The sequence below is a fragment of the Secundilactobacillus angelensis genome, from assembly GCF_012641075.1.
In the GTDB taxonomy this organism is placed as follows: Bacteria; Bacillota; Bacilli; order Lactobacillales; family Lactobacillaceae; genus Secundilactobacillus; species Secundilactobacillus angelensis.
Genome location: NZ_JAAXLJ010000002.1, coordinates 45347 through 65977, shown reverse-complemented (window position 1 = coordinate 65977; position 20631 = coordinate 45347). Strand labels below are relative to the sequence as shown.

Genomic DNA, 20631 nt, shown 5'->3' with positions numbered 1-20631 from the left:
AGAGTGAAGCAAATGACGACAATTTTAAAACGAATTGGCTGGCCTTATTGGGTACTCAGCATTATTTTGGGAGCGGTTTTACCGATGATTTTAAGTATCGTTCCAATTAGCGAAATGTGGCGATCCGGTGTCATCTACGGTTTGATTTATTCCGTTGCGGCGGGATTGATTGGTTCTTTTATTAAACGCCGCGACGATAACTGGTGGCAATTGTTCCTTTTCCCGGTCTTGTTTGCGTTAGGCATTCAACTATCAGGTCCCGAATATGTCATCTATTTTGCTCTGGTTTATCTATGTATTAGTTATTTAGCCTATGGTCTTAGTGCCACAGAGGGGAAGTGATCGGATGTCTAGAGATCAAACTTGGACTGCTCAAGGCGTGATCGACGCTGTATCAGAATATATGAATAAGGATCACGTTGCGATTGTTCAGCGGGCCTACAAGTTCGCGGCTGTTGCACATAAGGATCAAATTCGTCAATCGGGTGAACCCTACATTATGCACCCGATTCAAGTTGCGGGGATTTTAGCCAACTTAAAAATGGATCCGACTACGGTGGCGTCTGGTTTCCTGCACGATATCGTTGAGGATACTGGTGTCACCTTAGATGACGTACGGGAATTATTTGGTGACGATGTCGCTATGATCGTCGATGGTGTGACTAAGCTTGGCAAGATCAAGTACAAGTCTAATAAGCAGCGGTTGGCTGAAAACCACCGGAAACTACTGTTAGCTATGTCTAAGGATATCCGTGTCATGATCGTGAAGTTAGCGGATCGGCTGCACAATATGCGGACTCTGCAGCATTTACGGCCTGATAAACAACGACGCATCGCTAATGAAACGTTGGAAATATACGCGCCATTAGCTGATCGACTTGGTATTAGTGCAATTAAGTGGGAACTAGAAGATATTTCTTTACGTTATCTGAATCCACAACAGTATTACCGGATCGTTCACTTGATGAACTCTCGTCGTGATCAACGGGAAAGCTATATTGCTGAAGCGATTCAAGATATTAAAAACGCCATTGGTGATTTGCATATCGACCCTGAAATCTATGGTCGACCAAAACACATTTATTCAATCTACCGCAAGATGCGTGATCAGCATAAACAGTTTAGCCAGATTTATGATTTGTTGGCTATCCGGGTGATTGTCGATAACATTCGTGATTGTTATGCCGTGCTTGGCGCCATTCATACAAAGTGGAAGCCAATGCCCGGACGGTTTAAAGATTACATTGCGATGCCAAAGCCCAACATGTACCAATCCTTACATACGACAGTGATCGGCCCAGAAGGACGGCCGCTAGAAGTCCAAATTCGGACCGAGGAGATGCACCGGGTGGCTGAATTTGGTGTGGCCGCTCACTGGGCATATAAGGAAGGTAAGACGGATAAGGTTGAAACTACCAATACTGGCAATAAGCTGAACTGGTTCAAGCAGATCATTGAACTGCAAGAAGACACTGATGACGCCGCTGACTTTATGGACAGTGTCAAAGGCGAACTCTTTGGCGACCACGTGTATGCCTTTACACCAAAGGGCGATGTGCTGGAACTGCCAAAGGGTGCCGGACCATTGGACATGGCGTACCAAATTCACACCGAAGTTGGTAACCATACCACTGGCGCCACAGTTAATGGGAAAATTGTGCCCCTAGATTATGAAGTTAAAAACGGCGATATTGTCGATATCAAAACGTCATCTAACTCAGCTGGGCCGAACCGTGACTGGATGAAGTTGGTTTCAACAAGGCGGGCGCGCAATAAAATCAAGCAGTTTTTCCGCCAAAAAGACCGTGAGAAAAACATTGAAGCTGGTCGGCAAATTATCGCCCAGCAGTTGCGCGACTTCAAGTTTGACCCTAAGGAATTAATGACTAAGGATCAACTACAAAAAGTTGTTGATAAAATGCACTATCAGCACATCGATGATTTGTTTGCTGCTGTTGGTTTTGGTGATCTCCAACCGGTTGGGGTTGCCAACCGGTTGACTGAAGATGTTCGTCAAGAGCGCGAAGAACAACGTCAGCGACAAGAAGAACACGAACTGCTTGAAGAACATCAAACCATCGATAACACCGAGTCTGAGACCGATTCGCAGCGTAAGCGGAAGCTGAAACCGTCAGAAGGGGTCATCATTGAAGGTGTTGATAACCTGCTCGTTCGTTTAAGCCACTGTTGTGCACCAGTACCCGGTGACAAGATCGTTGGTTATATTACCAAGGGCCGGGGCGTTTCAGTCCACCGTTCAGATTGTCCGAACGTGGCACACGCCGAAGCTAATGGCGAACGGATTGTTGAAGTTTATTGGGACAATCCTAATGAAACGACGACCATGTATAACGCTGACCTTGAAATTCAAGGCTATAACCGTGAGGGCTTGTTGAATGATGTCTTACGAATCGTCAACGGCACCACCAAGCAGCTGAATCTCGTCAATGGTCGGGTCGATCATGATAAGATGGTCACCGTTTCCATTTCTCTGGGAATCAGAAATGCTGAGCAACTGGAACGGCTGATGGATAATCTGAAGAATGTTCAGGATGTTTACGTTGTTAAGCGACCATTTAGATAACAGTTTAAAAACGACACGGTCAGCCGTGTCGTTTTGATGTCAGTAGGGAGGTTTTAATTTGCGAATTGTATTACAACGGGTGACCTCAGCACAGGTCGCAATTGAAGATCAAGTAGTTGGAAAAATCAAGCAGGGGTACCTCATATTATTTGGCGCATCAGATACTGATGGCGAAGACGAGATTGATTACTACGTCCATAAGATCTCAAAGTTACGCGTGTTTTCTGACGATGCTGGGAAAATGAATCTATCCATTGAAGATATCGGTGGCGCTATTCTGTCGGTGTCCCAGTTTACCTTGTACGCGGATACCAAGAAGGGTAACCGGCCAAGTTTTACTAAAGCGGGGGCACCGGATCACGCGAAAGAAATCTACGAACGGTTTAATCAAAAATTACGGCAAGCCGGTATTCAAGTTGAAACCGGTGAATTTGGCGCTGATATGCAAGTCAGCTTGGTTAACGATGGCCCCGTGACGATTATTTTTGACAGTGCAGACTTATAAGGAGTGTAAGATGACATACCAAACATTTTTCTGGGACTTTGATGGCACAATTTTCGACACGTATCCCATTATGGTCCGAGCCTTCATGCAGGCGCTAATTCAACAACGGGTATCCGAAATTGAGCTGGACGAACAGGAAATTTACGAGACCATGCGTCAGCATTCAATGGGAACTGCTTTACAGAAATTCAGTGCGTTGTTTAGTATTGATGCAGGCCGTTTAGAAAAAGATTACCGTCAGATTGAACCACGACATATTGCCCAGGCCCAGCCTTTTGACGGGATGTTAGCATTGCTGCAACGACTGGCAGATCAAGGTGGGCAACACTACTTATTGACTCACCGTAATCAAAGTGCCATGCAGTTATTGCAGACAGCAGGTATCAAAAAGCTGTTCACTGATGCAGTCACCAGTGAACAGCCATTTCCCAGGAAGCCGGATCCGGCTTCTCTGAATGCTTTAATTGAACGCCATAATATTCAACGAGGATCTGCAATTATGATTGGTGACCGGACGTTAGACATCGATGCAGGGCACAACGCTGGTATTGCTGGCGCTTTATTTGACCCCGGTCGGTTAATTGATGCGCGTGCCAGTCACCCGAAAATTGATGTAACTAACGTAGTGGGATTACAGCAGGCGTTACTTCAGTAAGCACTGAGGATTCGGTCTACAGATCCACCATAGCTTTCGCCAAATAAATTCAGGTGAGCCATGAGATAGTAAAGTTGATACCATGGCAATCGCTGCTGAAAATCGGCTTCTAGTGGGTAAGTATCATTATATCCCTTGTAGAACTGGTCATTGAAACCACCAAAAACGGTTGTCATTGCCAGATCGAATTCTCGCTCACCGTAAAGGACGTCTGGATCGATTAACGCGGGTTTACCATCTGCGGTAAACATGACGTTGCCAAACCAGAGATCACCATGCAATAAACTTGGCATGCTTTCGTGAGTTTGATAATAATCAAGAATGATTTGGCAGAGCCGCTGTAAGTGGCCCTGTCTATTTTGATTCCACAGGCCGTGTTCAGCTGCCCGTTTCGCAAGCACTTCAAGCCGTTGATGGACGTAAAAATCACCCCAATTGGCTTGCCAAGTATTGATCTTTGGTAATTTACCTGTCACATCGTGGTCGAACCCGAACTGATCATGATGAATCTGGTGCACATGAGCAACCAGCTGACCAAGGTCATACTGGTTGCCGTTTCCAGCATCCAGCCAAGACAAAATCAGGTAAGCATCGCCATTGATTTGACCTGAGGCGATGACTTCTGGGACAAGAGCTGCTTGAGCCAATAACTTGAGGCCCTCGATTTCGTGTTGATAAAAAGTTTGTTCTCGGTTTGGTTGGACCAGTAGGAAATAGGGTTTAGAAGCTGTTTCCAGGCGATAAGCTTGATTAATGTCACCCCCGGATACTGGTGTGACGCTGGTAATTGACTTAATTGGCAATTGCTGAAGCCATGTATGATCCATATATCATCGATCCTTTCTTTAAATTATTTATTGTTAAAGTAGGCCGCTAAACCGTTTGTAACATCCTTGGCAACCTGGTTTTGATAAGCTGGATTTTCGATTTCTTTGAAGTCTTTGGCAGTATTGATGTAACCCATCTCGAGGAGTAGCGCGGGTCTTAAATTGTCACGAATGACTTCAAAATTGCCAACTTCGACACCCTTATTTTCCAGCGGCAAGCCAGTTAAATGCTGATTAATTGTGTGAGCTAGTTTTAATGAGGTATTGGCATGGTAATAGTACGTGGTGAAGCCAGAGCCTAGGTTATTGCTAGGGCTAGAGTCATAATGAAAACTGATGAAGGCATCCGCATGATTATCCGTTGCCATTTCTGGTCGAGCGCCCAGCGACACGGTTTGGTCGCCAGTACGTGTCATGATAACGTGAGCCCCACGAGCGGTGAGCTGTGCGCGGACCTTTTTTGCTAGTTGCAGAGTGTAAGTCTTCTCATCGTGATGCTGATCAATTGATAGTGCGCCAGAGTCGCTGCCACCGTGGCCAGGATCCAAAACGATGGTGGCTTCAGAAAGGTTGGTTGCCGTTTGAATTTTGCCCGATTGGTTGATCAGCCAACTGGCTACCCAGCCGAACTGATGATCATCATAGCGGACTTTGTACCAGTTATTCTTTTTTTGAACAATGTAAACGGCTTGACCTTTTTTCAAGATTGCCTTCGTTTGGTAATTAATGTTAGGGCCCGTTCGGACATTGATATTTGCAATCGGTGTCGTTAATCGGTCTTGACGCACTGTTTGAAAGACGGCAATGCCGAGGGTCAGTAGCACAGCAAACGATATTGCGATTTGTTGCCAGTGTTGTTTAAGGTAGTTCAAATTGGTTTCCTCGATTAGTTTTTTGATTTTAATTATAGGATATTTTTTGTTAAAGATACAGTCTCTAGCCAAAACGTCCTTGACTTTTGGATGTGAACTGAGTAGTCTTATTGTTAGTTAAATAAATGAAACACCGATGAAAAAGATGAGTAAATAACCCGTGACTTTCAGAAAATATCTGGTTGATGAGAAGATATAGCAGGCGGGAAGTTGAAGACACTTTTGAGGTGAATAAGTGATTATTCGTGTCCAACGTTATGGATGAGTTAATTTAAGGTGGTACCGTGCGAAGCACCCTTGTGAAAACAAGGGTGCTTTTTATTTTTTTGCACGAGAACGAAAATCGGAAAGGAAGATACTATGCGTTATCAGCGACCTAAAGGTACTGCGGATATTTTGCCCGGTGAGAGTCAGCACTGGCAATACGTGGAAACCGTTGCGCGTCAAGTATTCAAAAAATATCGGTTCGAAGAAATCCGGACACCGTTATTTGAAAATTTTGAAGTTTTTTCTAGAACTTCTGGGGACACTTCAGATATTGTCACCAAAGAAATGTATGATTTTAAAGACAAGGGTGACCGTCACATTAGCTTGCGGCCAGAAGGAACAGCTGGAGTTGTTCGGGCGTTCGTAGAAAACAAGCTCTATGGTCCGGAAGTTCAAAAGCCATTCAAGACCTACTACATGGGTCAGATGTACCGCTATGAACGGCCACAGTCTGGTCGGCAACGGGAATTTCATCAAATCGGTGTGGAGGCTTTTGGTTCGGATGAACCGGCACTCGATGTTGAAGTTATTGCTATGGGAAAGGATCTGTTTAAGCATTTCGGGATTCCTAACCTGCGTTTGGCCATTAACACGCTTGGTGATAAAGAAACTCGGGATAATTACCGTCAAGCCTTGATCGATTATTTGGAGCCACATTATGATGAGCTGAGTGAAGATTCCCAAGTTCGGCTGCACAAGAACCCGTTACGAGTATTGGACAGCAAAGATCAAAAGGATCAGCAGTTTGTGGCGGATGCACCATCGATTCTGGATTATCTGACGCCAGCGGCTAAGGATCATTTTGACCAAGTTAAAAGTCTGCTAACGGCTTTAAACATCGACTACGTGGTTGATCCAACGATGGTTCGTGGCCTGGATTACTATAACCACACCATTTTTGAATTCATGGTCGACTCCAAAGCGTTAGGCCACGGTTACACTACGGTGTGTGCCGGTGGTCGGTACAACGGTCTGGTTGAAGAGTTAGGCGGTCCGGAGGTTTCTGGCGTCGGTTTTGGTCTAGGAATGGAACGACTGATCTTACTGATGGAAGCTGAGGGTGTTGAATTTCCAGAGGAACATCATCTTGATGCTTACGTTGTCGGCATCGGTGATGAAGCCAATGCGACGACTTTACAAGTGGTTCAAGCCTTACGTGCACAGGATTATTCGGCGGACCGAGATTACCTGGCCCGTAAACCCAAGGCACAGTTTAAGACGGCCGATCGTCTAAGTGCCGCTTATACATTGACCGTTGGTGAAGCCGAGTTGGCTGCTAAGACGATTCACGTTAAGAATATGGACTCTGGTAATGAAGTTTCAGCGCCGATGGCAGACGTTATGAATAACTTTGCCAGTGTGATTTCAAATATTGAATAAGAGGAGAAAAAGATGAAGCGAACAACATACGCTGGTCTAGTGGACGAAAAATATCTTGATCAAGATGTCGTCCTCAAGGGCTGGGTTCAAAAGCGTCGTGATTTAGGTGGTTTAATTTTTATTGATTTACGGGATCGTGAAGGCATCGTTCAATTAGTATTCAGCGAGGAATTCGACAAGGATGCACTAGCTGTTGCTGATCAGTTACGAAACGAATACGTCATTGAAGTAAAGGGCCACGTGGTTCATCGTGCGGAACATGAAGTTAATGACAAGATGCGGACTGGTAAAATTGAAGTTCGGGTATCTCAAATCAACCTGTTAAACAAGGCTAAAAACCCGCCATTCTACATTCAAGACGACATCAACGTTTCCGATGATCTGCGGTTGAAGTACCGTTACTTGGATCTTCGTCGGCCCGAGATGCAGCGTGGGCTGATGATTCGTAACCGGATCACTCAGTCGGTTCACAGCTACTTTGATTCACAAGGGTTCATCGATATTGAAACCCCAGATTTGACCAAGTCAACGCCAGAAGGAGCCCGGGATTATCTGGTACCTTCACGGGTTTACCCAGGTCATTTCTACGCTTTACCACAATCCCCACAACTGTTTAAGCAATTGCTGATGGGTGCTGGTTTTGACCGATACTACCAAATCGCGCGTTGTTTCCGTGACGAAGATTTACGTGGTGACCGTCAACCTGAATTTACCCAAATCGATATGGAAACTTCTTTCTTAGATGCTGAAGAAATTCAGGATCTGACTGAAGGCTTGATTGCTAAGGTCATGAAGGAAACTTTGGGTGTTGATGTTAAATTACCATTCGATCGGTTAGACTGGGATCAATCTATGGCTCGCTTTGGTACCGACCAACCAGATGTCCGGTTTGGCATGGAACTGAAAGATTTAGGCGATTTAGTCGATAACTTAGGCTTTAACGTCTTCAATAACGTGCTTAAAGATGGTGGCCAAGTTAAAGCCATTGCCGTTCCAGGTGGTGCTGACAAGTACTCACGGAAGGATATTGATAAGTTTGTTGAACATATCGATCGTTTCGGTGCTAAGGGCTTACCTTGGTTGAAGGTTACTGAAGATAACTTTACCGGGCCAATTGCTAAGTTCTTCAAGGATAATGCCGAATTATACAAGGCAATTACCGAACGAACTGGTGCCAAACCAGGTGATATGCTGTTATTTGCTTGTGATTCTAGCCGAGTAGTCGCACAGACTTTGGATTACCTGCGTCGGACGATTGCTGAAGAGCTCGGTTTAATCGACGAATCCAAGTTTGCCTTTCTCTGGGTCGTTAACTGGCCACTGTTTGACTACGATGTGGATTTGAAGCGTTGGGTGCCAGCCCATCATCCATTCACCATGCCAAAGGCCGGCGACGAGCATTACTTGGACGAAGGTGAAGATCCTCATAAAGCCTATGCTCAAAGCTATGATATTATCTTGAACGGTTTGGAATTAGGTGGCGGATCGATTCGTATCCACACCCGTGACCTCCAAATGAAGATGTTTAAGGCATTAGGCTTCACTAAAGAACGGGCAGAAGACCAATTTGGTTACCTGCTAAATGCTTTAGATTACGGTTTTCCGCCTCATGGTGGTCTGGCAATCGGCTTGGATCGCTTTGCCCGCTTGCTTGCTAAGCGTGGCAACATCCGAGACGTAATTGCCTTCCCTAAGAACTCCAAGGCAATCGAACCATTAACTTCAGCACCAACCACGGTTTCAGACAGACAATTGCAAGATTTAAGCCTGTTTGTTACTAAGGATGACGATGAAGGTAAGGATGAGAAATAACCCTTTACTTTAAATCAAAAAAGCTGCATTTCCGATTGAAGGAAATGCAGCTTTTTGAGTGTTATTTAATCGCTTTTTGATCTGTTTCAGGACCAAAGGCCGCGATGATGATGGCAGCAACAACGGCGATTGCTGCAATGCCGTAGTACAGGAACGAGGGTGATGAAGTGGTGATGATAAAAGCCACTAAGGTTGGCATCAAAACGTTTAATAATTTTGAGATACCATTAGCGATACCGGCGCCGCGGAAACGGTGACTGGTCTCGAATAATTCGTTGGTATAAATACTAACCACAGTAGCAACCAGAATGTACAACGTCACTGTCAGCAAGAACCCGTTAATGATAATACCAAGGGTTGTGGTCTCGTACGCATAAGCGATACCGAGGATTGCTACAGCAATGAAGCCGGGGATGATGACCTTTTTGCGGCCGGCACGGTCAACCAAACCAGCACCGATAGCCGAGCCGATTGGGGCACCAATCATCATGATGGCTGAGAAACCAATGGAGCTAACGATACTGATACCACGTTTGAGCAGTAAGGTTGGTACCCAAGTGGTGAAGGTGTATTGACAAAGCAGGGTGGCACTAACCGCGATAATAGCAATAAACAAACCTTTGCCAAAACTAATGTGGCTGATGGCTTCGTTTTTATCTTGAAGTTCGCCTTCTTCGTACAAACCGCGAGTGGTAAGTTGTTTGATGATGGCATTAGCTTCTTCGTTACGTCCCTTAGAGAGCAGCCAACGAGGTGATTCGGGGAAATGACGACGGGCGAACCACAAGATGAGTGCCAGAATACCGATTAATAGGAACATTGAGCGCCAGCCAAACTTGGGAATCATGAAGGTGGCAATCAACAGCGTAAATGGTGCGCCACTGTTGGCAACTATCGCCGTCATACCAGACCAGTGACCACGACGTTTGATCGGTGCAAACTCATTGACAATGGCGTAGCTGGTAACAATTTCTGCGCCTAGACCAGTTGCCGCTAGTAAACGGAAAATCGTTAGGATAATGATATTCGGTGCGAAGGCTGACAGTAGCGTGAAGGCACCGAATAAGAGTAAGTTATACTGATAGGATTTCTTGCGGCCATAAAAGTCGCCGATGTAACCAGCGAGCAATGAGCCAATGAAGAGGCCTAAAAAGCCACTGGATAGGAACATTGATCCTTGCTGAATACTCGCAAATCCCGAACTAGTGATGGCACCGTTGATTGCGCCAGCTATGTAAACGTCAGCGGCATCTAACATGATGCCGGCACCCGCTAAGCCGAAAACTTTATAAAATAGTGGGGTCTCCTTTGCTGTGTTGAGTTGAGTTTCTAGATTCATTGCAGATGCTTCCATTGGCGTTGCCTCCTATGATTTTAAATGCTGGGTTAGTCAGTCATGAATTGGGCCATTTTTTCTGGTGCGTACATCGCGTCTCGAGCATTGACTTTATCTAAGCCGACAAATTCATTGAACTTTGGAAAAGTGATCATGTGATCTTTATAAGCTTTGGTGGTGCCGTCGCGTTGCAGTGTTTTAACCAGCTGTTCTTCAGCGTAGGTTTGCGTGTAAGTCATGGCGTTCGGATGAACCACGATGTTGAAACCTAGACGCTCCAGGTCCTCTGTCTTCGTCAAGGGAGTCTTACCGTCTTCAATCATATTGGCCATCATAGGTGTATCGGGGAAAGCTTCATGGATTTTTTCTAGTTCCTCGCTGCTTTGGGGTGCTTCAATGAAGATGAGGTCTGCACCAGCTGCCTTGTAACGCTTACTGCGTTCAATGGCATCGTCCAACCCGTAAACGGCTCGGGCATCCGTTCGTGACATAATCAGGAAATCGTCATGCTTGCGCGCTGCCTTAGCTGCCTTGATCTTTGCTTCAAGGACTTCAGTAGGTTCAACTTTTTTACCATCCATATGGCCGCAACGTTTTGGCCAAACCTGGTCTTCGATGAAGATTCCGGTGGCACCGATGGCTTCGTAACATTCAACGGTTCGTTTAACGTTGTCTAGGTCACCATAGCCGGTATCGGCATCGGCGAATACGGGGATATCGACGGCGTTAATGATTTCTCGGCAGCGTTCTAGTGCAAAACCAAAATCGCTGATGCCCCGGTCTGGCATGGCTAGCGCGGATGCGCTGGTGGCGTAACCGGCGCTAAAGACTGCTTTGGCGCCACAAGATTGAGCAATTTTAGCGGCTAGGGCATCTGGTGCAACCATCATTCGAACAATGTGGCCGCTCATGACATCGGTTTTAAATTGGTGACGCATGCGATCATTTTTCAGCATATTCAATTGCTCCTTTCTTGAGTTCAGTCAGAGCCTGTTGTCGAGCCTGTTGAGCTTGACGGGCCAGATAACCCGTATCTAACCAAGCGGTGATGCCTGATTTATGTGGGGTATTAGGCGTCCAAGTTGCGATAATAGGCAGTTCTGGCGTTGAGGCGATAATGGCGTTTAATTGATCATCGGTGTAGTGGTCGATGATAATTGCATCCGCACCGATATTAGCGAGGTAATGCAGTCGCTGTTGGAAGCCCTCGGTGCCATAATCCCAAATACCCTCCAACTTGATCCATAATTCGGTGGCATCGTTTTCTAAGCCATCCTGTGCTGCTTTGGTTTTTCCAAGTAAATCAGCCGGCGTGGTCGTTGTTGGTCGGTTAAGTGAATGGGATGGATAAGTTTGATCATTTAAAATGATAGTATCTGCGCCTGACCGTTCCAGCTCTTGAGCTGCGTAGTAGGTATTCAGTGGGCTACCAAAGCCGGATTGGAGATCACCAATCAGTGGGGTCGTTTTCTTAAGGGCCATGTCACGGCAAAACTTGGCGTATTCTGATAAGGTCAGTAAGCCCTGATTGTTCTCGTCCAATAATGTTTGGGTAGTTAACGTACCATCCAAAAAAAGAGCGGGAAACGTTGATTGACTTAATAAAGTCATGGTTTGGCCATCGCCAGCCGCTGGAATAATGGGCTGGTCCATGGAAGCTAGTTTGTGAATCAAAGATGCTGTCATATATCATTCCTCCTGATCAAATAGTAAAATTAAAATAAAATGAGAAAAGCGCCCTTCGAAGTTAAATCTTCGAAGGGCGCTTTACAATGCGCGGTACCACCTTGTCTTCGTTACATACGTAACCTTAACGAGCACGATTAAATCGTATTCGCTGGCCTTGATAACGGGGGCACCCAGTAGACACTCAGACATCGCATCTACAGCTCAGAGCCTACTTTCAACCTTAATCACTGTCTGTTTGCACCAGCCACAGACTCTCTAAAAGTGATAAAAAATTTACTCTTGCTCATCATTGCTTTAATCATTTTTTAATTTAAAGCAATCTTACTGGTTAATTTATCATTTGTAAAGTCCTTTTTTTAAAAAAGTTTGTGCTTGCTAAGTTAATAACGTGCGACTTGCTTGTTTCCTACTACTGATTGCACTATACTAGTTTCATTAAATTTAGAGGTGAAATAAATGAGCGAACAAACAAAACACTTTGAAACGGCCATTTTTGCCGGTGGCTGTTTTTGGTGCATGGTCAAGCCATTTGATACTCAGCCCGGAATCGAAAAGGTGGTTTCTGGTTATACTGGTGGGCACGTTGCCAACCCAACGTACGAACAGGTTAAAAGCCATACTACAGGGCATACGGAAGCCGTCAAGATTACTTTTGATCCTAAAGTAATGTCCTATAAAAAACTGGTTTCGATTTACTGGCAGCAGACTGACCCGACGGATGCTATGGGGCAATTCCAAGACCGCGGGGATAATTACCGTCCCGTGATTTTTGTCAAGGATGACTATCAGCGAAAAATTGCGGAAAAATCACGTCAAGATCTGATTAACAGTGGTCAATTTGACGAACCAATTGTGACTCAAATTGAGGACGCCCAGCCATTCTATGAAGCCGAAGAAGAGCACCAAGATTTTTACCGGAAGAACCCTGAACGATATGAGGAGCAAGAAGCTGGCGGTCGAGAAAAATTTGTTGGCAAACATTGGCGTAAATCCACAGCTAAATGAACAATCACTTAGAATGTAAAAGGAAGACTGTACGACAGTCAAAGATATGCTATGCTAAGATACTGGATAGTAACCTACGATTGGATAAGAGGGTTTGTTATGGATGATGTACAGCGGTTAGTCAAACGCCATCAATCAATTGGCAAAATTTCCACTGCTTTCATATATGGTATTTTAGTTTCTGTGGCCATGAATTTTTTCTGGACTCCAGGGCACATTTATTCGTCTGGAATTACCGGCTTGGCTCAAATTGTGACAACCTTGACGGAACGACACCTCACCTTTGTCGTCTCGACTGCCTTAGGTTTATTCCTACTCAACGTGCCGCTGTTTGTGTTGGCTTGGCGGCAGATCAGTCGTAATTTCACGGTATACACGGTCATCACGGTTTTTCTAGCCAGTTTGATGATCAAGATGTTGCATCCAGTGCATTTGACGACTGATCCGATTATTTGTGCACTCTTTGGCGGGGCGGTTAATGGTTTTGGGACTGGTTTGGCCCTTAAAAATGGGATTTCCACTGGTGGTCTCGACATTCTTGGTATCGTCATTCGCCGGAAAACGGGACGTTCCATTGGCACCATTAACATTGCGTTTAATTCGTTAATTATTTTGGCTGCCGGTTTTCTTTACGGTTGGCCGCACGCGTTCTACTCCGCCATTGGGTTAGTGGTCAACGCACGAGTCATGGACATGACTTACACACGCCAGCAGTTGATGCAGGTTATGATCATTACTGACCGGCCTAAAACGGTGATTGATTCGATTCAAAATCATATCCGGCGGGGGATTACCATCGTTCACGATGCGGAAGGTGCGTATCATCATGATACGAAAACCATTTTGTTCACGGTTATCTCACGCTATGAAATGGCCGATTTAGAAGAAGCTATGGATGAAGCCGACTCTAGTGCTTTCGTGAGTGTTTCAGAGATTTATAAAGTGTTAGGTCATTTTTATGAGCCGAAGCTGTGAAAGTCTAACACAACTGAGTAACTTTCAGAGAATAACTCCAAATAGCGTCATTCCGATAATCATCGGGGTGGCGTTGTTTAGTATTACGGACGAGAATTTGAGTTCTGGAACAAATTAAGACAGTGAACGAACACCAATTATTGGTTGTCTTTCGCTCAAGAAACAATTACCAGTATCGATTTACAGCACAAGCTCTTTCGGGACAAATTCTTAAATTCTCATAAAAGCCAGTTACTTGAAATTTGAATGTGGTATAATACCATGATGTGCGTTGCGACACTGGTTGAATGGTGGCGGAACACGGGAGAATAATAGAATTGGTGGTTTGCTGTGAAAGTCATATATATCTGGCTGGTCCGGTTGATATCTGTGCTGAACTTTTTTAAGCGAAGCAAGGTTCATTCAGTTATTTACCTGATGAGTTTTGGCAATAATTTGAAGTTTATACTTGCTCTGGCTGATAGATTACCTGAAAATCAGCAACTGGTCGTTTTTTATCGGCCTGATGTTGAGGTGGAAGCAACTCAACTTGCCGCTTATGGTGTAAAAGTTATTCCATTTCAGGATAACTTGCATTTTGTCCTTTGGGACATTCCAGTTATCATGAGTTCACACCTGATTTTCTGTGATAACTACTATGCCTTTTTGGGTGGCTTAATACATCCGCGCCATGCTAAAATCGTTCAGTTATGGCATGCTAATGGTGCTATTAAGCGCTTTGGGTGGGGAGATCCCACAACCAGTCGGCGGTCGAAAGCTGATCAGCGACGTTTTCAGCGGGTTTATAATCAGTTTGACGATTATGTGGTGGCTTCTGATGCCATGGGAACCGTTTTTCAAGATAGTTACCACGTGCCACGCTCGCGGATGAAGCTTATGGGCTATCCGCGTTCTGACCGCTTCTTTTCAGATAAGTGGCAAAAAGGGGCTTTGAATCGAATTAACCGGTTAGCTCCTGGCTTAACTAAGCACCGCGTGATTTTATACGCGCCAACTTATCGAGATTCCATGACTTTTGAGCTGACACCAGAACTAAAAGACGCGCTGGTGGCTGACCCTAATGCGGTAGTAGTGATTAAACTTCACCCGTTGCTTCAAAAGTACGAACAGCGATTTAGTCGGTCAACTACTCACCAAGTCAGGTTTTATCCGCAACTTTCAACAACGGATCTACTCATGGTGACGGAGACTTTGATTACAGATTATTCATCAATTGCGTTTGATTATAGTTTATTATCACACGCGCATAGTTTGCTTTTTTACATGTCTGATTTAGAAGAATACCAGCAAAATCCTGGTATTCAACCCCACTTTTTAAAGTGGTTGCCTTCAGCACCCTTGCGAACACCATCGGAATTAAAGCAAGCAATATTGGCGGACAGCCAAACTGATTTTACTAGGTTTAACCATCATTGGAATACCTATAATGATGGTCATGCGACCCACCGGGTTGTGGAATATTACTGTCACTATTTAGCAAAATAGTTGGCGTAAAGGAGTGTTACCTTTGAAAGAGGTCGTTACCTTATTTAAAGAACAATTTGAGAGTTTAGGTATGATTTTCCGAATTTCAAAATACGAAGATCGTGCCAGTTATCAAAGTCATTATTTAGGGCTGGTTTGGGAATACTTATACCCGCTGATTCAAATCAGTATTTACTGGTTAGTCTTTGGTGTTGGTTTAAAGCACGGTCAAAGTAGTGGTATCGATTACCTGCCGTGGATGGTGATTGGGATCACCCCTTGGTTCTTCATGAACCGGGCAACGCTAGACGCGTCTAAGAGTATTTATCAGCGTGTCAGCATGGTTTCTAAGATGAAGTTTCCGGTCTCGGCCTTACCTTCAATTAAAATTGTGTCGAATCTAAGTTCGTTTTGGACGATGTTGGTTGTATCAATCGTTGTGGGATTAATATATGGCATTCGCCCTAGCATCTATTGGATTGAGTGGATCTACTACTTTTTCTGCATGATTATGTTCTTGCTGGCCTTTGGGATCTTTAACTCTGCGGTATCGATTTTAATTCGGGATTATCACGTTTTATTGCAGTCACTGATGCGGATGTTGTTTTACATTTCCGGTGTGCTGTTTAACTTTGAAACCGGTAGTTTCCCGCCAGTTGCAACCCGTCTCTTACAGCTAAACCCATTTTTCTACGTGGTCTCTGGCTTCCGAGAAGCAATGTTGGGACAAGGCTGGTTCTGGCAACGGCCAACGTTGACCATTGAATTCTGGTTGATTGTGCTGTTCTTCTTGCTAGTGGGTTCACACTTGCATTATAAGTTCCGTTCACGGTTTGTTGATTTAATTTAGTAAATAAACAAGGAGGAATTACGATGAAATTGACTGGACTTAAAAACCAAGTCATAAAAGGTCTAAAAATCGTGATTCGCTATGGACTCATCGTTTTAAACGATGGGTTTATTTGTATCCCGGCAAAAAAAGATCTGATCATGTTTGAAAGCTTTAACGGCAATGATATCAACGATAATCCGGCAGCGATTTACCGTCAATTGGTTGCTGAACAACCAGAGTTTCAAACTTCTGCATACTTCGGCGTTAAACCCCGGCGATATCGTGAGCTACATGCCAAGTATCCAGACATTCAGCTCGTTAAACGCTTTTCGTTTAAGTGGGTCTGGTTGATGGCTCATGCCGGTTTTTGGGTCTTAAATTCTAGGTTACCAAATTGGTGGCGAAAGAATAAGGGGACAGTTTACATTCAGACTTGGCATGGGACACCCTTGAAACATTTGGGTGTTGATATTGAACACGTGGCGATTCCGGGAACCCAAACTGCTGATTACTACTGTCAGTTTATTAGGGAAGCTGCCAGATGGGATTATTTAATTGCGCCGAATGACTATTCCAAACAAATTTTTCGATCAGCCTTTCAATTTCACAATCAGTTTTTAGATATTGGCTACCCGAGAAACGATGTGCTTTACCATGAAAATAATTCAGCGGTGATTCGCCTGTTGAAGCAGCGTTTGGTTGGCTCTTCCGATGCAACAGTGATCACCTATGCGCCAACTTGGCGCGATGATGATGCGATTAAAACAGGCCAGTATCATTTTGAACTGCCGTTTGACCTGCATCGCTTTTTTGAGCAAGTAAGTGCAGAAACCATCCTAGTTTTGAGACCGCATTATTTGGTGAAGGATCACATTGATATTACCGGGTTCGAAGATCGGGTAAAAATCATCGCAGACGAAGACATCGCTAATCTGTATTTGATCACCGATTTATTGGTAACCGATTATTCATCAGTGATGTTTGATTTTGCCAATCTTAATCGGCCAATGTTATTTTATGCTTATGATTTAGAACACTATCGAGACCAATTGCGAGGGTTTTACTTTGACTATCAAGCAGAAATTCCGGGGCCGTTAGCCACCACCGAAGCTGAGTTGGATGGGTATTTAAAACAGTTTACTCAGCAAGGCGGTTTTTCTGGCTACCAGTCTCAGTTGGCAGGATTCAACCAAAAGTATTGTGAGTGGGAAGATGGATCAGCCTCGACCAAAGTTGTTCAGGTTATTATAGGGGGAAAGAAATAATGACTTTTTTAATCGGGTCACACGTTAGCATGAAGGGTAAGGATATGTTGCTGGGGTCAGCTAAAGAAGCTGCCAGCTATGGTGAAAATGTCTTCATGGTTTATACAGGCGCACCGCAAAATACCAGAAGAAAGCCAATCGATGAGTTAAACATTGACGCGGGACATGCGTTCATGAAGGACCATCATTTACAGCAAATTGTGGTTCACGCACCTTATGTAGTGAACCTGGGTAACACGGTTAAGCCTGAAAATTATCCCTTTGCGGTTCAATTCTTGCGAGAAGAAGTTAAGCGAGCTGAAGCAATTGGCGCTACTCAAATTGTCCTGCATCCTGGAGCTCACGTGGGTGCCGGTCCAGAAGCCGCAATTGCGCAAATTGCTAAAGGCTTAAACGAAATCATTGAGCCAGATCAACACGTTAAAATTGCGTTGGAGACCATGGCTGGCAAAGGGACTGAAGTGGGAATCACCTTTGAGCAGTTGGCCGCCATTATTGATCAGGTCACCGATAATGATAAATTATCAGTCTGTTTTGATACTTGCCATACCAGTGACGCTGGTTATGCGATTAAAGATGACTTTGATGGTGTATTGAAGCAGTTCGATGATGTCATTGGTCTTGATCGTTTGCAGGTGATTCATTTAAACGACTCGAAAAATCCTCAAGGTAGTCATAAAGACCGGCATGAATTACTGGGTAACGGGACAATCGGCTTTGATGCCTTAAACGCGGTTGCTCATCATCCAAGTTTGATCAATGTGCCTAAAGTCATGGAAACGCCATGGGTGGTAGTTGACAAAAAGCATAAATTTGCTCCTTATGGCTACGAAGTTGAAATGCTCAAACAGCAAACCTTCAATCCAAATATCGAAGCGGATGTACTGGCTCAAAAGCCTTTCGACGCTAGTCTTGGGTTTGACGATTAATCTAAAAAAGCAGCGTGAAATTGCTCACGCTGTTTTTATTAATCAATTGGTAGTAAAGAGGTGCTGATATTCCGGGTGTTTATCAGCAAAGCGTTGTGCATACGTACATTCCGGTATGATAGTCAGTTGATGAAGCTGTGCGAAGCGAATGACTCTTAACGTCAGTTGTTTAGCAATCCCTTGGCCACGCAGTAGTTCGTTAACCCGGGTGTCGGTAATCTTAATTCGTTTATTCTGCTGATCACGGAAAATAATTTCTGCCAACAGCTGGCCGGTTTCATCATTAATATAAAAACGACCTGGCTCATACCTGGTTAATGGAGAAGTTGGCGCTTCTGTTTCCCCAATTTGAAACTTAGCCTGCAATTTAACGAAAGCGTTGATTGCGGTCTGCAGAAATGCAATCGTGTCAGGGTTGGTAATTAAGTTTTGATCGTCGAATAAATGATCAACGTGACCTAAGTAGATTTCGGGTCGTTGCACTGGAGTGACATTCAAAGTGACCAGAGACTGTCTAATTTGTTGATTTGCGCCAAAACCGCCAGTTGCTTCGGGTGAGGTAGAAACCACTAGGGCTGGTTTGTGTTTCCAGTGGTTGTGGCGTTTAGAACCGATGTCTAAGGCGTTTTTCAACGCCCCTGTGGTACCTCGATTATATTCTGGTGTGACAATGATGAAACCAGCTACGTTGTCCAACTGCCGACGATAAGTTTCCCAAGCGGGAACCGCGACTGACTCATCTAAATCGGCGTTATATAGCGGTAATTGGCTGATATCAATAAAAACGGGTTCGAACTGAACTGGTAGTAAATTTGTCAGTTCGGTTGCCACTTTTTTAGAATAAGCCGCCTTGCGAAGACTGCCAGCAATGATTCCAATCTGAGTCAAGACAATCACTCCTTTGTGTGAACCGTGAGTTTTGACAAACATGTTTTTTTAGTTGAAAACTGTGGGAGCTAATCTTTGATCGTATCAATTTCAGTTGGTTGCAAATTCAGATTTTCCAGGATTAGTGTCGCAGTTTCTTCAATCGACTTGTTAGAAACATTGATCACCAAACAGCCAATCTTTTTATAGATTTCGTCTGCGTATTGAAGTTCTGCCTTAATTTTCTCAGCGTCTGAGTAGGCACTCTCTGCAGGTAAACCATAGGAAATCATTCGTTGTTGACGAATCCGCCGTAATACCTTGGGACTGTTAGTTAAACCAATGATTTTTGCCGGGTCAACTTTCCAGAGTTCATCAGGAAGTTGTGATTGTGGTGATAGTGGCAGGTTAGCCACTTTGATGCCACGGTTTGCAAGAAACAGTGATAAGGGTGTTTTCGAGGTTCGAGAAACTCCAAGGATGACAATGTCAGCTTTCAACAGCCCGGTGGGATCCTTACCATCGTCATAGGCTACGGCAAACTCCATGGCACCAATCCGGTCAAAGTAAGTATCCGTGAGACTATGGTTGATGCTTGGGATGGAAGCGGGCTGGACACCAGTTCGGTTAGTTAGCGCTTTGATTGCTGGTTGAAGGCAGTCGAAAGCTTGAAGTTGGTTTTCATCTGTAAAATGGTTGACCAGTTCGCTCAACGAAGGTGTAACTAGGGTATAATATAGAACGGCATTTTTACGGGCAGCCATTTTTAAAATGCCTGCTAGAATTGACTCCGTCTGAATGAAAGGAAAACGTTGGTACTTCACTTGAATATCAGGGAATTGCGCCACCGCAGTTTGAGCTACCGTTAATGCAGTTTCACCAGATGAATCTGAGATAATAAAGATGTCGATATCTGAATTTTCAGGCATAATAAGACCTCCGTTATTCAATAGTTAGTCTAATTTTAGCACAGGTCAGAACCACCAGCGGATATTTGAATTTATATGGTAAAAGTTAATTGAAATGATTGACGTGTGGGCGTTAGGTAGGTATAATTAAAAGGAACTATTGGAAAGGGCTTCTTTTGTTGTTCATTTCAACGGTTACTACTAGAGCTCGGAGGGAGGGATTTACATGACAAAGACAGTCGTTCGCAAAAACGAGTCTCTTGACGATGCTCTTCGGCGCTTCAAACGAACCGTTTCAAAAAGCGGTACTTTACAAGAATACCGTAAACGTGAGTTTTATGAAAAGCCAAGCGTTAAAAAGAAATTAAAATCAGAAGCAGCAAGAAAGCGCAAGAACAAGAAGCGTTTCTAAGTTGCATCGAGGCTCCTGCTTGACAGGGGTCTTTTTTTGAGGATTCA

Annotated in this window: 20 protein-coding genes and 1 other annotated feature; of the genes, 13 read left to right on the top strand and 7 right to left on the bottom strand. The window is 44.3% G+C overall.

What is annotated here, in order from left to right:
• The first annotated feature begins 12 nt into the window (after positions 1-12).
• From HC026_RS01180 to HC026_RS01165, 4 genes are read left to right on the top strand one after another with little or no spacing between them, the layout of a single operon-like run.
• A complete protein-coding gene (locus HC026_RS01180; RefSeq protein WP_168924153.1) occupies positions 13-342 on the top strand; it encodes a hypothetical protein in 330 nt (109 codons plus the stop codon).
• 4 nt (positions 343-346) lie between these two features.
• Positions 347-2584, top strand: a complete 2238-nt coding sequence (locus HC026_RS01175; RefSeq protein WP_168924152.1) for a RelA/SpoT family protein — start codon at positions 347-349, stop codon at positions 2582-2584.
• A 58-nt stretch (positions 2585-2642) separates the two neighbouring features.
• A complete protein-coding gene (dtd, locus tag HC026_RS01170; RefSeq protein WP_168924151.1) occupies positions 2643-3089 on the top strand; it encodes a D-aminoacyl-tRNA deacylase in 447 nt (148 codons plus the stop codon).
• Between the two features lie 10 nt (positions 3090-3099).
• Positions 3100-3744: an HAD-IA family hydrolase gene (locus HC026_RS01165; RefSeq protein ID WP_168924150.1), complete on the top strand. Its 645-nt coding sequence runs from the start codon at positions 3100-3102 to the stop codon at positions 3742-3744.
• Here HC026_RS01165 and HC026_RS01160 read toward each other — a convergent pair.
• Both HC026_RS01160 and HC026_RS01155 read right to left on the bottom strand, forming a co-directional pair.
• Complete coding sequence (locus HC026_RS01160) at positions 3738-4571, bottom strand: fructosamine kinase family protein (RefSeq protein WP_168924149.1); 834 nt, start codon at positions 4569-4571, stop codon at positions 3738-3740. The two genes, HC026_RS01165 and HC026_RS01160, sit on opposite strands and share 7 nt — an antisense overlap.
• Before the next feature lie 23 nt (positions 4572-4594).
• On the bottom strand, positions 4595-5443 hold the full coding sequence (locus tag HC026_RS01155; protein WP_168924148.1) for an N-acetylmuramoyl-L-alanine amidase: 849 nt from the start codon (positions 5441-5443) through the stop codon (positions 4595-4597).
• A 360-nt stretch (positions 5444-5803) separates the two neighbouring features.
• Between HC026_RS01155 and hisS the strand changes: the two genes are divergently transcribed.
• Both hisS and aspS read left to right on the top strand, forming a co-directional pair.
• Positions 5804-7090, top strand: coding sequence for a histidine--tRNA ligase (gene hisS, locus HC026_RS01150; RefSeq protein ID WP_168924147.1), 1287 nt, complete (start codon positions 5804-5806; stop codon positions 7088-7090).
• Positions 7091-7102: 12 nt separating this feature from the next.
• Complete coding sequence (gene aspS / locus HC026_RS01145; protein ID WP_168924146.1) at positions 7103-8902, top strand: aspartate--tRNA ligase; 1800 nt, start codon at positions 7103-7105, stop codon at positions 8900-8902.
• 61 nt (positions 8903-8963) lie between these two features.
• Here aspS and HC026_RS01140 read toward each other — a convergent pair whose 3' ends face one another.
• From HC026_RS01140 to HC026_RS01130, 3 genes are read right to left on the bottom strand one after another with little or no spacing between them, the layout of a single operon-like run.
• On the bottom strand, positions 8964-10256 hold the full coding sequence (locus HC026_RS01140) for an MFS transporter (protein ID WP_168924145.1): 1293 nt from the start codon (positions 10254-10256) through the stop codon (positions 8964-8966).
• Between the two features lie 32 nt (positions 10257-10288).
• A complete protein-coding gene (locus HC026_RS01135; RefSeq protein WP_211089359.1) occupies positions 10289-11194 on the bottom strand; it encodes an isocitrate lyase/PEP mutase family protein in 906 nt (301 codons plus the stop codon).
• Positions 11181-11924, bottom strand: a complete 744-nt coding sequence (locus HC026_RS01130) for an isocitrate lyase/phosphoenolpyruvate mutase family protein (protein ID WP_168924144.1) — start codon at positions 11922-11924, stop codon at positions 11181-11183. Before HC026_RS01130 ends, HC026_RS01135 begins: the two co-directional genes overlap by 14 nt.
• A gap of 69 nt (positions 11925-11993) precedes the next feature.
• Positions 11994-12226, bottom strand: a binding site (T-box leader).
• A 157-nt stretch (positions 12227-12383) separates the two neighbouring features.
• Between HC026_RS01130 and msrA the strand changes: the two genes are divergently transcribed.
• The 6 genes from msrA to HC026_RS01100 all read left to right on the top strand — a co-directional run bounded on the left by msrA (position 12384) and on the right by HC026_RS01100 (position 18397).
• Entirely contained in the window at positions 12384-12932 is a 549-nt protein-coding gene (gene msrA / locus HC026_RS01125) for a peptide-methionine (S)-S-oxide reductase MsrA (RefSeq protein ID WP_168924143.1), read from the top strand.
• A 99-nt stretch (positions 12933-13031) separates the two neighbouring features.
• Positions 13032-13907 (top strand): YitT family protein, encoded by an 876-nt coding sequence (locus HC026_RS01120; RefSeq protein ID WP_168924142.1) that lies wholly within the window; start codon positions 13032-13034, stop codon positions 13905-13907.
• 330 nt (positions 13908-14237) lie between these two features.
• A complete protein-coding gene (locus HC026_RS01115; RefSeq protein WP_240890952.1) occupies positions 14238-15392 on the top strand; it encodes a CDP-glycerol glycerophosphotransferase family protein in 1155 nt (384 codons plus the stop codon).
• 22 nt (positions 15393-15414) lie between these two features.
• Positions 15415-16221 (top strand): ABC transporter permease, encoded by an 807-nt coding sequence (locus tag HC026_RS01110; protein ID WP_168924141.1) that lies wholly within the window; start codon positions 15415-15417, stop codon positions 16219-16221.
• Positions 16222-16244: 23 nt separating this feature from the next.
• Complete coding sequence (locus tag HC026_RS01105; RefSeq protein WP_168924140.1) at positions 16245-17468, top strand: CDP-glycerol glycerophosphotransferase family protein; 1224 nt, start codon at positions 16245-16247, stop codon at positions 17466-17468.
• On the top strand, positions 17468-18397 hold the full coding sequence (locus tag HC026_RS01100; RefSeq protein WP_168924139.1) for a deoxyribonuclease IV: 930 nt from the start codon (positions 17468-17470) through the stop codon (positions 18395-18397). Before HC026_RS01105 ends, HC026_RS01100 begins: the two co-directional genes overlap by 1 nt.
• A gap of 42 nt (positions 18398-18439) precedes the next feature.
• On the opposite strand, the gene HC026_RS01095 is transcribed toward HC026_RS01100, so the two are convergent.
• On the bottom strand, positions 18440-19285 hold the full coding sequence (locus HC026_RS01095) for a GNAT family N-acetyltransferase (RefSeq protein WP_168924138.1): 846 nt from the start codon (positions 19283-19285) through the stop codon (positions 18440-18442).
• A gap of 68 nt (positions 19286-19353) precedes the next feature.
• Positions 19354-20193, bottom strand: coding sequence for a pyruvate, water dikinase regulatory protein (locus HC026_RS01090; RefSeq protein ID WP_168924137.1), 840 nt, complete (start codon positions 20191-20193; stop codon positions 19354-19356).
• A 205-nt stretch (positions 20194-20398) separates the two neighbouring features.
• Between HC026_RS01090 and rpsU the strand changes: the two genes are divergently transcribed.
• Positions 20399-20584, top strand: a complete 186-nt coding sequence (gene rpsU / locus HC026_RS01085; protein ID WP_054655423.1) for a 30S ribosomal protein S21 — start codon at positions 20399-20401, stop codon at positions 20582-20584.
• Positions 20585-20631 lie beyond the last annotated feature (47 nt).

What these genes read in the sequence shown, in the direction of transcription:
- HC026_RS01120 (WP_168924142.1), top strand. Translation starts at nt 13,032, where the DNA reads ATGGATGATGTACAGCGGTTAGTCAAACGCCATCAATCAATTGGCAAA.
- HC026_RS01140 (WP_168924145.1), bottom strand. Translation starts at nt 10,256, where the DNA reads ATGGAAGCATCTGCAATGAATCTAGAAACTCAACTCAACACAGCAAAG.
- aspS (WP_168924146.1), top strand. Translation starts at nt 7,103, where the DNA reads ATGAAGCGAACAACATACGCTGGTCTAGTGGACGAAAAATATCTTGAT.
- HC026_RS01180 (WP_168924153.1), top strand. Translation starts at nt 13, where the DNA reads ATGACGACAATTTTAAAACGAATTGGCTGGCCTTATTGGGTACTCAGC.
- hisS (WP_168924147.1), top strand. Translation starts at nt 5,804, where the DNA reads ATGCGTTATCAGCGACCTAAAGGTACTGCGGATATTTTGCCCGGTGAG.
- rpsU (WP_054655423.1), top strand. Translation starts at nt 20,399, where the DNA reads ATGACAAAGACAGTCGTTCGCAAAAACGAGTCTCTTGACGATGCTCTT.
- msrA (WP_168924143.1), top strand. Translation starts at nt 12,384, where the DNA reads ATGAGCGAACAAACAAAACACTTTGAAACGGCCATTTTTGCCGGTGGC.
- HC026_RS01100 (WP_168924139.1), top strand. Translation starts at nt 17,468, where the DNA reads ATGACTTTTTTAATCGGGTCACACGTTAGCATGAAGGGTAAGGATATG.
- HC026_RS01130 (WP_168924144.1), bottom strand. Translation starts at nt 11,924, where the DNA reads ATGACAGCATCTTTGATTCACAAACTAGCTTCCATGGACCAGCCCATT.
- HC026_RS01160 (WP_168924149.1), bottom strand. Translation starts at nt 4,571, where the DNA reads ATGGATCATACATGGCTTCAGCAATTGCCAATTAAGTCAATTACCAGC.
- HC026_RS01165 (WP_168924150.1), top strand. Translation starts at nt 3,100, where the DNA reads ATGACATACCAAACATTTTTCTGGGACTTTGATGGCACAATTTTCGAC.
- HC026_RS01175 (WP_168924152.1), top strand. Translation starts at nt 347, where the DNA reads ATGTCTAGAGATCAAACTTGGACTGCTCAAGGCGTGATCGACGCTGTA.
- HC026_RS01105 (WP_168924140.1), top strand. Translation starts at nt 16,245, where the DNA reads ATGAAATTGACTGGACTTAAAAACCAAGTCATAAAAGGTCTAAAAATC.
- HC026_RS01135 (WP_211089359.1), bottom strand. Translation starts at nt 11,194, where the DNA reads ATGCTGAAAAATGATCGCATGCGTCACCAATTTAAAACCGATGTCATG.
- HC026_RS01090 (WP_168924137.1), bottom strand. Translation starts at nt 20,193, where the DNA reads ATGCCTGAAAATTCAGATATCGACATCTTTATTATCTCAGATTCATCT.